The organism is Variovorax sp. PDC80, from assembly GCF_900115375.1.
Taxonomy (GTDB): Bacteria; Pseudomonadota; Gammaproteobacteria; order Burkholderiales; family Burkholderiaceae_C; genus Variovorax.
Window position 1 is genome coordinate 168820 of the sequence record NZ_FOWG01000017.1, and the last position, 14325, is coordinate 183144.

The 14325-nt window shown below is 70.1% G+C and carries 12 protein-coding genes; 10 read left to right on the plus strand and 2 right to left on the minus strand.

Annotated elements, in window-relative coordinates:
- Positions 1 to 8: 8 nt before the first annotated feature.
- The 7 genes from BM109_RS35980 to BM109_RS36010 all read left to right on the plus strand — a co-directional run bounded on the left by BM109_RS35980 (position 9) and on the right by BM109_RS36010 (position 8257).
- A complete protein-coding gene (locus BM109_RS35980) occupies positions 9 to 2408 on the plus strand; it encodes a 3-hydroxyacyl-CoA dehydrogenase/enoyl-CoA hydratase family protein (RefSeq protein WP_093354023.1) in 2400 nt (799 codons plus the stop codon).
- Positions 2409 to 2419: 11 nt separating this feature from the next.
- Positions 2420 to 3619 (plus strand): acetyl-CoA C-acyltransferase, encoded by a 1200-nt coding sequence (locus tag BM109_RS35985; RefSeq protein WP_093354026.1) that lies wholly within the window; start codon positions 2420 to 2422, stop codon positions 3617 to 3619.
- A gap of 57 nt (positions 3620 to 3676) precedes the next feature.
- Complete coding sequence (locus BM109_RS35990; protein WP_093354028.1) at positions 3677 to 4579, plus strand: alpha/beta hydrolase family protein; 903 nt, start codon at positions 3677 to 3679, stop codon at positions 4577 to 4579.
- 27 nt (positions 4580 to 4606) lie between these two features.
- Positions 4607 to 5446 (plus strand): acyl-CoA thioesterase, encoded by an 840-nt coding sequence (locus BM109_RS35995; RefSeq protein WP_093354032.1) that lies wholly within the window; start codon positions 4607 to 4609, stop codon positions 5444 to 5446.
- 65 nt (positions 5447 to 5511) lie between these two features.
- Positions 5512 to 6105 (plus strand): 2-hydroxychromene-2-carboxylate isomerase, encoded by a 594-nt coding sequence (locus BM109_RS36000; protein ID WP_093354034.1) that lies wholly within the window; start codon positions 5512 to 5514, stop codon positions 6103 to 6105.
- 37 nt (positions 6106 to 6142) lie between these two features.
- Entirely contained in the window at positions 6143 to 6907 is a 765-nt protein-coding gene (locus BM109_RS36005; RefSeq protein ID WP_093354037.1) for an enoyl-CoA hydratase, read from the plus strand.
- A 213-nt stretch (positions 6908 to 7120) separates the two neighbouring features.
- The gene (locus tag BM109_RS36010; RefSeq protein ID WP_256223009.1) at positions 7121 to 8257 is read left to right on the plus strand and encodes an ABC transporter substrate-binding protein; all 1137 of its coding nucleotides are present in this window, start codon (positions 7121 to 7123) and stop codon (positions 8255 to 8257) included.
- Positions 8258 to 8272: 15 nt separating this feature from the next.
- Here the strand turns inward: BM109_RS36010 and BM109_RS36015 are convergent, their stop codons facing one another.
- Positions 8273 to 8701 (minus strand): acyl-CoA thioesterase, encoded by a 429-nt coding sequence (locus tag BM109_RS36015; protein WP_057590974.1) that lies wholly within the window; start codon positions 8699 to 8701, stop codon positions 8273 to 8275.
- A 41-nt stretch (positions 8702 to 8742) separates the two neighbouring features.
- Between BM109_RS36015 and BM109_RS36020 the strand changes: the two genes are divergently transcribed.
- Both BM109_RS36020 and BM109_RS36025 read left to right on the plus strand, forming a co-directional pair.
- A complete protein-coding gene (locus tag BM109_RS36020; protein WP_093354039.1) occupies positions 8743 to 10587 on the plus strand; it encodes an ABCB family ABC transporter ATP-binding protein/permease in 1845 nt (614 codons plus the stop codon).
- A 48-nt stretch (positions 10588 to 10635) separates the two neighbouring features.
- A complete protein-coding gene (locus BM109_RS36025; protein ID WP_093354042.1) occupies positions 10636 to 11574 on the plus strand; it encodes a 2-hydroxyacid dehydrogenase in 939 nt (312 codons plus the stop codon).
- Between the two features lie 6 nt (positions 11575 to 11580).
- Here BM109_RS36025 and BM109_RS36030 read toward each other — a convergent pair whose 3' ends face one another.
- Complete coding sequence (locus BM109_RS36030; RefSeq protein WP_093354044.1) at positions 11581 to 13023, minus strand: amidase; 1443 nt, start codon at positions 13021 to 13023, stop codon at positions 11581 to 11583.
- 131 nt (positions 13024 to 13154) lie between these two features.
- Here BM109_RS36030 and BM109_RS36035 point away from each other — a divergent pair, with 131 nt between their 5' ends.
- Positions 13155 to 14141: a LysR substrate-binding domain-containing protein gene (locus tag BM109_RS36035; RefSeq protein ID WP_093354046.1), complete on the plus strand. Its 987-nt coding sequence runs from the start codon at positions 13155 to 13157 to the stop codon at positions 14139 to 14141.
- Positions 14142 to 14325 lie beyond the last annotated feature (184 nt).

Below are 14325 nucleotides of genomic sequence, written 5' to 3' on the forward strand. Positions count from 1 at the left end.
TACCAAACATGTCCCGATTTCAAGTGAAGAAGGTCGCCGTGCTCGGCGCCGGCGTGATGGGCGCGCAGATCGCGGCCCACCTCGTCAACGTGCGCGTGCCGGTGGTGCTGTTCGACCTGGCGGCCAAGGAAGGCCCGAAGAACGGCATCGTCACGCGCGCCATCGACAACCTCAAGAAGCTCAAGCCCGCGCCGCTGGGCGACGTGGCCGATGCGGGCCTGATCCAACAGGCCAACTACGACGACAACCTCGACCTGCTCGGCGAATGCGACCTGGTGATCGAGGCGATCGCCGAGCGCATGGACTGGAAGCTCGATCTCTACAAGAAGATCGCGCCGCACGTGGCCAAGCACGCGATCCTGGCCTCGAACACCTCGGGCCTGTCGATCACCAAGCTCAGCGAGGCATTGCCCGAAGCACTGAAGCCGCGCTTCTGCGGCATCCACTTCTTCAATCCGCCGCGCTACATGTTCCTGGTGGAGCTGATCAACACGCCCACCACGCAGCCGCAGGTGCTCGACGACCTCGAGGCCTTCGTCACCAGCACGCTCGGCAAGGGCGTGGTGCGCGCGCACGACACGCCCAACTTCATCGCCAACCGCGTCGGCATCGCCGGCATGCTGGCCACGCTGAAGGAAGTCGAGAAGTTCGGCCTCACGCCCGACGTGGTGGACGACCTCACGGGCAAGAAGCTGGGCCGCGCGAGCTCGGGCACCTTCCGCACCGCCGACGTGGTGGGCCTGGACACCATGGCCCACGTGGTGAAGACGCTGCAGGACAACCTCAACGCCGAGACCGATCCCTTCTACGCCAACTTCGCGACGCCGCCGGTGCTCGCCAAGCTGCTGGAACTGAAGAACCTGGGCCAGAAGACCAAGGCTGGTTTCTTCAAGAAGGTGGGCCGCGACATCCTGCGCTTCGACCTCCAGAGCGGCGACTACGTGCCCGCCGGCGCCAAGGCCGACGAGGTCTACGGCCGCATGCTCAAGAAGCCCGCGGGCGAGCGCCTGAAGCTGCTGCGCGAGAGCGAAGGACCGCAGGGCCAGTTCCTCTGGGCGATCCTGCGCGACGGCTTCCATTACGCGGCCGTGCACCTGGGCGACATCGCCGAGAGCGCGCGCGACATCGACTTCGCGATGCGCTGGGGCTTCGGCATGAAGCAGGGCCCGTTCGAACTCTGGCAGGAAGCCGGCTGGGCGCAGGTCGCGAAGTGGGTGCAGGAAGACATCGACGCCGGCAAGGCGCTGAGCAGCGCGCCGCTGCCGAAGTGGGTGTTCGAAGGCCCGGTGGCCGAGGCCGGCGGCGTGCACACGCCCGAAGGTTCGTGGAGCGCTTCGCAGAACAAGTTCGTGCCGCAGCGCAAGCTGCCGGTGCATGCGCGCCAGCTGTTCCCCGAGAGCGTGCTCGGCGCGAACGCGGCCGATGCCAACACGGCCGGCACCACGATCAGCGATGAAGGCGACGTGCGCGTGTGGACGCTCGACGGCGAGGTGCTGATCGCGAGCATCCATTCGAAGATGCACGCCATCAGCCCCGACGTGGCCGAGGCGCTCGGCGCCGCGGTCGAACTCGCCGAGGCCGAATACAAGGGCCTGGTGATCTGGTCGCCCGACGAGATGTTCTCGGTCGGCGCCGACCTGCAGGCGATGCTGCCGGCCTTCGTGGTCGCTGGCATCGGCGCGGTCGAGGGCGCGGAGGAAGAGCTGCAGAACGTGATGCTCAAGATCCGCTATGCCAACGTGCCGGTGGTCTCGGCCGTGCGCGGCCTGGCGCTGGGCGGCGGCTGCGAGCTGGCCGTGTACTCGTCGAAGCGCGTGGCGGCGATGGAAAGCTACATCGGCCTGGTCGAGGTCGGCGTGGGCCTGATCCCGGGCGCCGGCGGCCTGACCTACATCGCGCGCCGCGCGGCCGAGAACGCCTCGGCTTCGACCGGCACCGACCTGCTGCCCTTCCTCACCGAAGGCTTCACGGCCGCTGCAATGGCGAAGGTGGGCACGGGCGCGCTCGATTCGAGGAAGCTCGGCTACCTGCTCGACAGCGACGTGATCGTGCCGAACAAGGACGAGCTGCTCTACGTGGCGCTGCAGCAGGCCAAGGCCATGGCCGACGCCGGCTACCGCCCGCCGCTGCGCCGCACCTTCCGCGTGGCGGGCCGCAGCGGCGCCGCGACGATCAAGGGCCAGCTCGTGAACATGCGCGACGGCGGCTTCATCAGCGCGCACGACTTCCACATCGCGAGCCTGATCGCGAACGTGGTCACCGGCGGCGACGTGGACGCGGGCTCGCTCGTGACCGAGGAATACCTGATGGCGCTGGAACGCAAGGCGTTCTGCTCGCTCATCGTGCACCCCAAGACGCAGGAGCGGATCATGGGGATGCTCAGCACCGGCAAGCCGGTGCGCAACTGAGGACGGATTTCATGAGCAAGCAAGTACAAGACGCCTACATCGTCGCGGCCACCCGCACCCCCATCGGCAAGTCGCACCGCGGCTACTTCCGCAACCACCGTCCCGACGACCTGCTCGCGACCACGCTCAAGGCCGCGCTGGCGGCGGTGCCGGGCCTCGATCCGAAGGCCATCGAGGACATCATCTGCGGCTGCGCGATCCCCGAGGCGCAGCAGGGCCTGAACGTCGCGCGCATCGGCGCGGTGCTCGCGGGCCTGCCGACCAGCGTCGGCGGCATCACGGTCAACCGCTTCTGCGCCTCGGGCCTGTCGGCGGTGCAGATGGCGGCCGACCGCATCCGCGTCGGCGAGGCCGACGTGATGATCGCGGCCGGCGTCGAGAGCATGAGCATGGTGCCGATGATGGGCAACTCGCCCTCGCTGTCGCCCTCCATCTTCGAGCGCGACGGTGACGTGGGCATCGCCTACGGCATGGGCCTGACGGCCGAGAAGGTCGCGCAGCAGTGGAAGGTGAGCCGCCAGGCCCAGGACGAATTCGCGCTGGCCTCGCACCAGAAGGCGCTGGCCGCGCAGAAGGCCGGCAAGTTCGCGGACGAGATCACGCCGATCGAGGTGACCGACCGCGCGCCCGACCTCGAGAGCGGCGAAGCGATCGCGACCACGCGCACCGTGAACCTCGACGAAGGCGCGCGCCCCGACACCTCGATCGAAGGCCTCGCCAAGTTGCGCACCGTGTTCGCCGCGCGCGGCACGGTCACGGCCGGCAACAGCTCGCAGACCTCCGATGGCGCGGGCGCGCTGATCCTGGCGAGCGAGAAGGCGGTCAAGCAGTTCGGCCTGACGCCGCTGGCGCGCTTCGTGAGCTTCGCGAGCAAGGGCGTGCCGCCGCACATCATGGGCATCGGCCCGATCGAGGCGATTCCCGCGGCGCTGCGCTATGCCGGCCTGAGCCAGCAGGACATCGACTGGATCGAGCTCAACGAGGCCTTCGCGGCCCAGTCGCTCGCGGTCATCAACACGCTGGGGCTCGACCCGTCGAAGGTCAACCCGATGGGCGGCGCGATCGCGCTGGGCCATCCGCTGGGCGCCACTGGCGCGATCCGCTCGGCCACGGTGGTGCACGCACTGCAGCGCGAGAAGCTCAAGTACGGCATGGTCACGATGTGCGTGGGCATGGGGCAGGGCGCCGCAGGCATCTTCGAGCGCGTCTGATCGATCACGCGCCAGGCAACGCGACGAGTGCCGGTGCAACCAGGAGACAGGACAGTGATGGAACAGACGCAGCAGCAGCTTCCGGTCGACGGTGGCGCGCAGCAACTGGCGGTGCGCCGCTACGAACCCGCGGGCGCGCCGCGCGCCAGCATCGTGATCGGCGGCGCCATGGGCGTGCGCCAGTCCTTCTACGAGGCCTTCGCGCGCTGGCTCGCGGGCCAGGGGCTGCGCGTCTGGACCTTCGACTACCGCGGCTCGGGCGACTCGCGCGGCGCCGCCTCGCTGCGCGGCTTCGAGGCCGACCTGTTCGACTGGGCGCGCGACTACGAGGCGGTCATCGACGCCGCCAAGGCCGCGCTGCCCGCGCAGCCGCTCTACCTGCTGGGCCACAGCCTCGGCGCGCAGCTGCCGGGCTTCCTGCAGCGCCCCGAGCAGGTCGACGGCCTGGTGAGCATCGCGGCCGGCAGCGGCTACTGGCGCGAGAACGCGCCGCGGCTCAAGCGCAGCATCCTCTACTTCTGGTTCGTGCTGGTGCCGCTGGTCACGCGGCTGTGCGGCTACTTCCCGGGCCGCAAGCTCAGGAAGGTGGGCGACCTGCCGCGCGGCGTGATCCTGCAATGGCGGCGCTGGTGTCTGAACCCGCGCTACAGCGTGGGCGCCGAGGGCGAGCTGGCGCAGAAGAGCTACAGCCGCGTGCGCTTCCCGGTGCTCGCGCTGTCGATGACCGACGACGAACTGATGACGCTGGCCGGCACGCACAGCCTGGTGAGCTTCTACGACCAGGCGCCGCGCGCCATCGAACGCATCGCGCCGGCCGACGTGCAGGCGCGGCGCATCGGCCACTTCGGCTTCTTCCGCGAGCAGTTCAGCCAGAGCCTGTGGCCCGCCACGGTCGACAAGCTGCATCGCCTGGGCGCGCTGACATCATCGGCCGCGGGCGTCCCGCACACGACTGCCTGAGGCCGCGCGCCGGAGCACACTGCGGCCATGAGCACGAGCACTCCCCATCCCTTCGACAAGGCCATCGCGCTGCAGCACAGCGACCTGCGCGCGGGCCATTTCACGGGCACCACCAGCCCCGACTACTGGAACATGGTCGGTCCCTTCGGCGGCACCACCGCGGCGGTCGCGCTGCAGGCGGTGCTGCAGCATCCGGACCTGCTGGGCACGCCGATCGCGCTGACCGTGAACTACGCGGCCGCGCTCGAGGCCGGTGCCTTCGACGTGCAGGCGACCGCGGTGCGCACCAACCGCTCGACGCAGCACTGGACCGTGCAGATCACGCAGCCCGGCGCGGGCGGCGCGCCGAACATGACGACCACCGCCACCGTGGTGACGGCCGCGCGGCGCGAGACCTGGAGCCGGAGCGACCTGGCCATGCCCGAGGTGCCGAAGCCCGAGGCCGTCGAGCCGATCCGCATCGGCCCGGCCGGCGTGGCCTGGGTGCAGCAGTACGAGATGCGCCCGTTCAGCGGAGGCATTCCCGCGCAGTGGGACGGCAGCCTGCAGCACAGCGAGACCCGCATCTGGGTGCGCGACGCGCAGGCGCGGCCGCTCGACCTGCCCTCGCTCGCGGCGATGAGCGACGTGTTCTATCCACGCATCTGGCTGCGCCGCGCCAGGCACGTGCCGGCCGGCACGGTGTCGATCACCACCTACTTCCACGCCGACGCGGCGCAGCTGGCCGAGGTCGGCACCGGCTTCCTGCTCGGGCAGGCGACGGGGCAGCAGTTCTTCAACGGCTTCTTCGACCAGACCGCGCAGCTGTGGAGCGAGGCCGGCGTGCTGCTCGCGACCTCGAACCAGATCGTCTACTACAAGGAATAGCCTCCGGTTTCGCAAGGCCCGCGGCCGCCCGGAGAGAATCCAGCCCACCCAGGAGACAACGCCGCATGACGAAGACCGTCGAGTTCTATTTCGATTTCGGCAGCCCCGCCGCCTACCTCGCCGCGACCCAGCTGCCCCACGTGTGCGCCGACACCGGCGCCGAGCTGGTCTGGAAACCGCTGCTGCTGGGCGGCGTGTTCCAGGCCACGGGCAACCACTCGCCGGCCGAGATCGCGCCCAAGGGGTCGTACATGACGACCGACCTGCAGCGCTTCGCCAGGCGCTACGGCGTGCCCTTCGTGCACAACCCGCACTTCCCGATCAACACGCTGCTGCTGATGCGCGGCGCCACCGCGATCCAGCTGCAGCAGCCGGCGCGCTTCGATGCATACGTCGACGCGATCTACCACGCGATGTGGGTCGAGCCGCGCAACCTCAACGATCCCGCCGAGGTGGGCGCGGTGCTGCAGGCGGCGGGCTTCGATCCCGCGGCGCTGCTCGCGGCCGCGGGCCAGCAGGAGGTCAAGGACCGCCTGAAGGCCGTCACGCAGGAGGCCGTGGCGCGCGGCGTGTTCGGCGCGCCCACCATGTTCGTGGGCAGCGACATGTTCTGGGGCCAGGACCGGCTCGACTTCGTGCGCGAGGCGCTGGCCGCCTGATCCCTTTCCTCTTTCTTCTTTCCACAGGACACAAGCCATGAGCGACATCCTCGTCCATGCCGAAGCCGGCGTGATGACCATCACCTTCAACCGCGTCGACAAGAAGAACTCGATCACCAGCGCGATGTACGCCGAGCTGGCCGATGCGCTGACCAAGGCCGAGGGCGACGCGGCCGTGCGCTGCGTGCTGATCCAGGGCGACCCGACCATCTTCAGCGCCGGCAACGACATCGGCGACTTCCTCAATGCGCCGCCCGCGGGCAAGGACTCGCCGGTGTTCCGCTTCCTGCGCGGCATCGCGACCTTCCCGAAGCCGATCGTCGCGGCGGTCTGCGGTCCGGCGGTGGGCATCGGCACCACGATGCTGTTCCATTGCGACCTGGTCTACGCGGGCGACAACGCGGCCTTCTCGATGCCCTTCGTCAACCTCGGCCTGTGCCCCGAGGCGGCCTCCAGCCTGCTGGTGCCGCAGATGCTCGGCTACCACCGCGCGGCCGAGGCGCTCCTGCTGGGCGAGCCCTTCATGGCCGAGGCCGCGCTCGAGGTCGGCCTGGTCAACCGCGTGGTGCCGCCGACCGAGGCCAACGCCATCGCCCAGACCCAGGCGCGCAAGCTCGCGGCCAAGCCGCTGAGCGCGCTGGTCGAGACCAAGCGGCTGCTCAAGAAGGCGCAGCTGCCCGCGGTCATCGAGCGCATGGACGAGGAGGGCGCGAGCTTCGGCCGCATGCTGCGCGAGCCCGCGGCGCGCGAGGCCTTCGGCGCGTTCATGGAGAAGCGCAAGCCGGATTTCTCCAAGCTCTGAGCGCGGCGCGGGTCCGTACCTACAACCTGCGTTCTACGGGCTTTCCACAAGCCGCCGAGGCCCCTTCGGCGGGGTCGCACGCGTACACTGGTCCGCGTGCCAGTCCTCCAGTTACACACGCCAGCAGCCCGCATCCAGCGGTCGTTCGATGCTACTGAAAAGGTAGCAATCCGGCCGACGCGCAGGCAGGCGCTGGGCCTGCTCGGCGCCACCATGGCGGCGCCTTCGGTGGTGCTCGCGCGCGTGCGGCCGCTGCGCATCGGCGTGCTCGGTCCCTGGTCGGGTGCCTATGTGGGCGGCGGGCGGCAGTTCGATGCCGGCATGGCGGTCTGGCTGGCCGCGCACAACCAGCAGATCGCGGGCCGCCCGGTCGAGCTGCTGCGGCGCGACGTGCCCGTGAGCGCGCCCGACATGGCGCGCCGGCTCGCGCTCGACCTGGTGGAGAACGAGCGCGTCGACCTGCTGACCGGCCTGCACTTCAGCTCCAACGCCTATGCCGTGGCGGCCGTCGCCACGCAGGCCAAGGTGCCCACGGTGATCATGAACGCCGCCTCGTCGGGCATCACGGTGCGCTCGCCCTACACGGTGCGCGTGTCCTTCACCATCGCGCAGGTCACGCTGCCGCTGGCGCGCTGGGCGCTCAAGGAGGGGCTGCGCGAGGTCTGCACCGTGACCGCCGACTACGCCTCGGGCGTCGATGCCGAGACCGCCTTCGTCTCGGGCATCACGGCCGGCGGCGGCAATGTCGGCGCCATGCTGCGCGTGCCGCTGGCCACGCAGGACTACACGGCCTACATGCTGCGGCTGCGCGAGCTCAAGCCGCAGGCGGTGTTCTTCTTCCTGCCCTCGGGCCAGATGCCGGCGGGCTTCCTGCGCGCCTGGCGCGACCGCGGCATGGCCGACACCGGCATCCGGCTGCTGTCGACCGGCGAGGCCACCGACGACCACTACCTGCAGAACATCGGCGAGCTGGCCGAGGGGCTGGTCACCAGCCACCACTACTCGTACGCGCACGAGTCGCCCGAGAACCGGCGCTTCGCCGCGGCCTTCGAGACCGAGTACGGCTCGCACCTGCGGCCCGGCTATTTCGCGGTGGCCGCGCACGATGCCTTCGCGGCGCTCGACCTCGCGATGGCCTCGCCGCTGATGCGCGGCGGCGGCAGCCCCGAGAAGCTGATCGACGCCTTCCGCGGCCTCAAGCTCGAGAGCCCGCGCGGCCCGATCGAGATCGACGCCTACACGCGCGACATCGTGCAGACGGTCTACATCCGCCGCACCGAGCGCCGCGACGGGCGCTGGATCAACCGGGAGTTCGAGCGTTTCGAGAAGGTGCGCGATCCGGCGCTGTGAGGCTGCCCGGGCCGGTCAGGCCGCCGGCTGCTCGATCGCCCGCGGCCGCCCGCTGTCGTCGATCGCCACGTAGGTGAAGGTGGCCTGCGTCACCTTGATGTACTCGCCCTGGGCGCGGAAGCGCTCGGCGAAGACCTCCACGGTCACGGTGATCGAGGTGCGGCCGATGCGCACCAGCTTCGAATAGAAGGACAGGATGTCGCCGATGCGCACCGGCTGCTTGAAGATGAATTCGTTGACCGCCACCGTGGCCTGGCGTCCCTTGGCGTAGCGCGCCGGGATCACCGAGCCGGCCAGGTCGCACTGGGCCATGACCCAGCCGCCGAAGATGTCGCCGTTGGCATTGCAGTCCGCCGGCATCGGGATCACCTTGAGCACCAGCTCCATGTCGGTGGGCAGGCTCTTCAGGGTGGCGGCGGCGTCGGCACTGGGGGAATCGGACATGGGCAACAATCAGGGCAGAAAAACGACCACGATTGTCCCTCATGCGCCGCGCCGGCGAAGCTGTTTCCACCCCCACCTCCTCCCCACCGCATGCCGGCGGCCACGCACCCGCGCGCGCCGACCGCTCCGACTGGGCCACGCTGCGGCGCCTCTTTCCCTACCTCTGGGACTACAAATGGCGCGTGCTGTTCGCGCTGGGCTTCATGGTGGCGGCCAAGGTGGCCAACGTCGGCGTGCCGCTGCTGCTGAAGAACCTGGTCGACACCATGACGCCCAAGCCCGACATGGCGCAGGCGCTGCTGGTGGTGCCGATCGCGCTGCTGGTGGCCTACGGGCTGCTGCGCTTCAGCACCTCGCTGTTCAACGAGCTGCGCGAGCTGATCTTCGCCAAGGCCACCGAGGGCGCCGCGCGCCGCATCGCGCTCGAGGTGTTCGGCCACCTGCATTCGCTGAGCCTGCGCTTCCACCTCGAGCGCCAGACCGGCGGCATGACGCGCGACATCGAGCGCGGCACGCGCGGCGTGCATTCGCTGATCTCGATGTCGCTCTACAGCATCGTGCCGACCATCATCGAGCTGGTGCTGGTGCTCGCCATCCTCGGCGTGAAGTTCGATGCGCTGTTCGTCTGGATCACGCTGGCGGCGCTGGTGCTCTACATCGGCTTCACGGTCACCGTGACCGAGTGGCGCACCCAGTTCCGCAAGACCATGAACGAGCTCGACTCGCTGGCGCAGAGCCGCGCGGTCGATTCGCTGTTGAACTACGAGACCGTCAAGTACTTCAACAACGAGGCCTTCGAGGCGAAGCGCTACGACGCCAGCCTCGACCGCTACCGCAAGGCCGCGATCACCAGCCAGCGCACGCTGAGCATGCTCAACGCGGGCCAGCAGGCGCTGATCGCGGTCAGCCTGGTGCTGATGCTGTGGCGCGCCACCTCGGGCGTGGTCGAGGGCCGCATGACCCTGGGCGACCTGGTGATGGTCAACGCCTTCATGATCCAGCTCTACATCCCGCTCAACTTCCTGGGCGTGATCTACCGCGAGATCAAGCAGAGCCTGACCGACCTCGACAAGATGTTCGTGCTGATGGAGAAGGAGCGCGAGGTGCGCGACGCGCCCGGCGCGAAGCCGCTGGCCGGTGCCGACGCCACGGTGCGCTTCGAGGACGTGAGCTTCGCCTACGAGGCCGCGCGGCCGATCCTCAGGCACGTGAGCTTCGAGATCCCCGCGGGCAAGACGGTGGCGGTGGTGGGGCCCTCGGGCTCGGGCAAGTCGACCCTGGCGCGCCTGCTCTACCGCTTCTACGACGTGCAGCAGGGCCGCATCACCATCGGCGGCGAGGACATCCGCGCGGTACAGCAGGCCAGCGTGCGCCGCGCGATCGGCATCGTGCCGCAGGACACGGTGCTGTTCAACGACACGGTCGAATACAACATCGCCTACGGCCGCCCGGGCGCCACGCGCGAGGAGGTCGAGGAGGCGGCCCGCGCGGCGCGCATCCACGACTTCATCGCCGCCACGCCCCAGGGCTACGCGACCACGGTGGGCGAGCGCGGCCTGAAGCTGTCGGGCGGCGAGAAGCAGCGCGTGGCGATCGCGCGCACGCTGCTGAAGAACCCGCCGATCGTGATCTTCGACGAGGCCACCTCGGCGCTCGACTCGGCCAACGAGCGCGCGATCCAGGCCGAGCTCAAGAGCGCGGCGCAGGACAAGACCACGCTGGTGATCGCGCACCGCCTGTCGACCGTGGTCGACGCGCACGAGATCCTGGTGCTCGAGGCCGGCGTGATCGTCGAGCGCGGCACCCATGGCGAGCTGCTCGCGAAGCAGGGCCGCTATGCGCAGATGTGGACTTTGCAGAAGAGCGAGGCGGCGCCGTTGCTCTAGCCCGATCATTGCTTTCCGTTTTTTCCCGACGATTCCAGGAGTTCAGACGTGTCGACCAAGATTCCCCTGCTGGTGCTCAACAGCCTCTCGAGCGCCCACCAGGCCCAGATTGCCGAGGTCTACGACGTGGCCTATGCGCCGGGCGACGAAGCCCGCGCGGCCGCGATCGCCGCGCGCGGCCATGAATTCCGCGCGGTGCTGACCATCGGCGTGATCGGCATCACGCCGGCCGAGATCGAGGCCATGCCCAAGGTCGAACTGATCTGCTGCCTGGGCGCGGGCTTCGAGGGCGTGCCGCTGGAGGTGACCCGCGCGCGCGGCATCGTCACCGCCAACGGCGCCGGCACCAACGACGACTGCGTGGCCGACCATGCCTTCGGCCTGCTGATCGCCATCGTGCGCGGCTTCCGCACCCTCGACCGCCAGTGCCGCGAAGGCGTGTGGCGCGAGTCGATCCCGCAGCCGCCGAACGTGTCGGGCAAGAAGCTCGGCATCCTCGGCCTGGGCACCATCGGCCAGAAGATCGCCAAGCGCGCGGCGGGCTTCGACATGGAGATCGGCTATCACAACCGTTCGCCGCGCGAGGGCGTGTCGCACCGCTACTTCGGCGACCTGAAGTCGCTGGCCGCCTGGGCCGACGTGCTGATGCTGGCCGCGCCCGGCGGCGCCGCCACGCGCCACCTGGTGAATGCCGAGGTGCTCGATGCGATCGGCCCCCGGGGCTACCTGGTGAACATCGGTCGCGGCAGCGTGGTCGACACCGAGGCGCTGGCCGCGGCGCTGCGCGAGAACCGCATCGCGGGCGCGGCGCTCGACGTCTACGAGAGCGAGCCGAAGCCGCCGCAACAGCTGATCGGCCTCGACAACGTGCTGCTGACGCCGCACCTGGCGGGCTGGTCGCCCGAGGCGACGCAGAAGTCGGTGGACCATTTCATCGCGAATGCCGAGGGGCACTTCGCAGGGCGCGGCGTGCTCACGCCGGTCTGAGCGAACTCAGCCCAGCACGGGCGGCTTGCGGGCGCCCCACCCGCAGGCCTCGTCGTACGCATGCCCGAGCCGCAGCACCTCGAGGTCCGCATGGATCGGCCCCGCGAGCTGCAGCCCCATCGGCAGGCCCGCCTCGCCGAAGCCCGCGCGCACGTTGAGCGTGGGCAGTCCCGCCAGCGTGAACGGCGTGACGATCTCCATCCAGCGGTGGTAGGTGTCGCTCGGCACGCCGGCCACCTGCGCGGGCCAGTGCAGCTCGGCGTCGAAGGGGAAGACCTGCGCGGTCGGCGCCAGCACGAAGTCGAAGCGCTCGAACAGCGACAGGAAGGCGCGGTAGACGTTCGAGCGCCACACCGAGGCCTGGAACAGCGAGGCGGCATCGAGGTGCCGGCTCTGCTCGATCTCCCAGCGCGCCTCGGGCTTGAGCTGCTCGACCAGCGCGGGCGTGTTCATGTAGGCACCGAGCTTGCCGCCCACCAGCAGCTGGCGCAGCCGCAGCCAGGCGCTCCAGTTGTGGGCGCGCGGCACGTCGAGGGTGCAGGGCTCGACCTCGCAGCCCAGCGCGAGGAAGGTGGCGAGTGCCTGTTCGCCGAGCGCGAGCACGCCGGGCTCGAGCGGCAGGTCGCTCCAGATGCTGCCGAGCCAGCCGATGCGCAGGCCGCGCACCTCGCCCTCGATCCGCAAGTCGTCGGGCGCGGGCAGGGCGTGCGGCGAGGACAGCGGCACGCGGCCGTCGAAACCAGCCTGCACCGAGAGCAGCCGCGCGGTGTCCTCCACCGTGCGCGCCATCGGGCCTTCGCAACCGAGCTGCTGGAAGAACAGCTCCTCGTCGGGATCGCCGGGCACGCGCCCGCGCGAGGGCCGCATGCCGATCACGTTGTTGAAGGCCGCCGGGTTGCGCAGCGAACCCATCATGTCGCTGCCGTCGGCCACCGGCAGCATGCCGAGCGCCAGCGCCACGGCCGCGCCGCCGCTGCTGCCGCCCGCGCTGCGCTCGGGCGCGTAGGCGTTGCGCGTGGTGCCGAACACCGTGTTGTAGGTGTGGGAGCCGAGCCCGAACTCGGGCGTGTTGGTCTTGCCGATGACGATCGCGCCGGCCGCGCGCATGCGCGCCACGTGCAGGCTGTCGGTGCGCGCGGGCGTGCGCGGCGGCAAGGGCGAGCCCTTCGAAGTCGGCAGGCCGGCCGCATGGCTCAGGTCCTTCACCGCGAGCGGGAAGCCGTGCATCCAGCCGCGGCGCTCGCCGCGCGCCAGCTCGGCGTCGCGCTGGTCGGCCTCGGCCAGCAGCGCGCCGGGGTCCCGCAGCGAGACGATGGCGTTGAAGCGCGGGTTCAGGGCCTCGATGCGCGTGAGCGTGGCCTGCATCAGCTCGCGGCACGAGAGGCTGCGTTCGGCGAGGCGGCGCGACAGGGCGGTGGCGCTGAGGGCGAGGAGGTCGTCGGTGGGCATGGCGTGGGATCGGAGAAGGACGAGGCGCCAGTATGTGGCAGCGCGGCGCCGCCCGGGACCGGACCGGGGGCGGGTTGTCCCCGAGCACCGGCCGGCGCGGCCTCGCGCGCGGCGGCACATAATCGCCCGCCATGGAAACCAAGTGGCTCGAAGACTTCATCAGCCTGGCCGAGACGCGCAGCTTCAGCCGCTCCGCCCAGTTGCGGCACGTGACCCAGCCGGCGTTCTCGCGCCGCATCCAGGCGCTGGAGGGCTGGGCCGGCACCGACCTCGTCGACCGCAGCTCCTATCCCACGCGGCTCACGCCCGCGGGCCAGACGCTCTACAGCCAGGCCATCGAGATGCTGCAGGCGCTGCAGAGCACGCGCGCCATGCTGCGCGGCCATTCGGCCGCCGGGCAGGACGTGATCGAGTTCGCGATACCGCACACGCTGGCCTTCACCTTCTTCCCCTCGTGGGTCACCAGCCTGCGCGAGCACTTCGGCCCGATCAAGAGCCGGCTGATCGCGCTCAACGTGCACGACGCCGTGCTGCGGCTGGTCGAGGGCAGCTGCGACCTGCTGATCGCCTACCACCACCCCTCGCAGCCGCTGCAGCTCGACGCCAACAAGTACGAGATGGTGAGCCTGGGCGAGGAGACCGTGGCGCCCTGGGTCAAGGCCGACGCCGAGGGCGCGCCGCGCTACCGGCTGCCGGGCCGCGCCGGCCAGCCGCTGCCCTACCTGGGCTATGCGCCGGGCGCCTACCTGGGACGCGTGGTCGACCAGCTGCTCAAGGAATCGGGCACCGCGATCCACCTCGACCGGGTCTACGAGACCGACATGGCCGAGGGCCTGAAGGTGATGGCGCTCGAGGGCCACGGCATCGCCTTCCTGCCGCAGAGCGCGGTGCGCAAGGAGGTGCGCATGCGCAAGCTGGTGAGCGCGCTGCCGCCCGAGATCGACCGGCTCGAGGCCACGATGGAGATCCGCGCCTACCGCGAGCGCCCGCAGGCGCCGCTGCAGACGCGCGCGGGCGGCCGCGCCGCCGCCAAGGCCGCCGGGCTCGAGTCGCTGCAGCCCAAGAGCTCGGCCGACGCGCTCTGGTCGTACCTCGTCGGCACCCAGCCGCCGCGCTGATTCCGGGGCCTCGTAGGGGGAGCGCCGCTGGTCGGGCCGGGCGTTTGGGTATAGCCTTTGGGGTTGGATTTGTGCACTGCACAATCTATAAAAGTCAGGCATAAGTGTTCCCGTAAACAGCATTGGCGTCCGTGCCATGACGCCCCTACAGTCCGGGCAGTTTTTCGGCCGCGGGTCGAACGAC

Excerpts from the sequence above, each read along its gene's own strand:
- BM109_RS36020 (WP_093354039.1), top strand. The coding sequence starts at position 8,743 with ATGCGCCGCGCCGGCGAAGCTGTTTCCACCCCCACCTCCTCCCCACCG.
- BM109_RS36005 (WP_093354037.1), top strand. The coding sequence starts at position 6,143 with ATGAGCGACATCCTCGTCCATGCCGAAGCCGGCGTGATGACCATCACC.
- BM109_RS35990 (WP_093354028.1), top strand. The coding sequence starts at position 3,677 with ATGGAACAGACGCAGCAGCAGCTTCCGGTCGACGGTGGCGCGCAGCAA.
- BM109_RS36015 (WP_057590974.1), bottom strand. The coding sequence starts at position 8,701 with ATGTCCGATTCCCCCAGTGCCGACGCCGCCGCCACCCTGAAGAGCCTG.
- BM109_RS36010 (WP_256223009.1), top strand. The coding sequence starts at position 7,121 with ATGGCGGCGCCTTCGGTGGTGCTCGCGCGCGTGCGGCCGCTGCGCATC.
- BM109_RS36035 (WP_093354046.1), top strand. The coding sequence starts at position 13,155 with ATGGAAACCAAGTGGCTCGAAGACTTCATCAGCCTGGCCGAGACGCGC.
- BM109_RS35985 (WP_093354026.1), top strand. The coding sequence starts at position 2,420 with ATGAGCAAGCAAGTACAAGACGCCTACATCGTCGCGGCCACCCGCACC.
- BM109_RS36030 (WP_093354044.1), bottom strand. The coding sequence starts at position 13,023 with ATGCCCACCGACGACCTCCTCGCCCTCAGCGCCACCGCCCTGTCGCGC.
- BM109_RS35980 (WP_093354023.1), top strand. The coding sequence starts at position 9 with ATGTCCCGATTTCAAGTGAAGAAGGTCGCCGTGCTCGGCGCCGGCGTG.
- BM109_RS35995 (WP_093354032.1), top strand. The coding sequence starts at position 4,607 with ATGAGCACGAGCACTCCCCATCCCTTCGACAAGGCCATCGCGCTGCAG.
- BM109_RS36000 (WP_093354034.1), top strand. The coding sequence starts at position 5,512 with ATGACGAAGACCGTCGAGTTCTATTTCGATTTCGGCAGCCCCGCCGCC.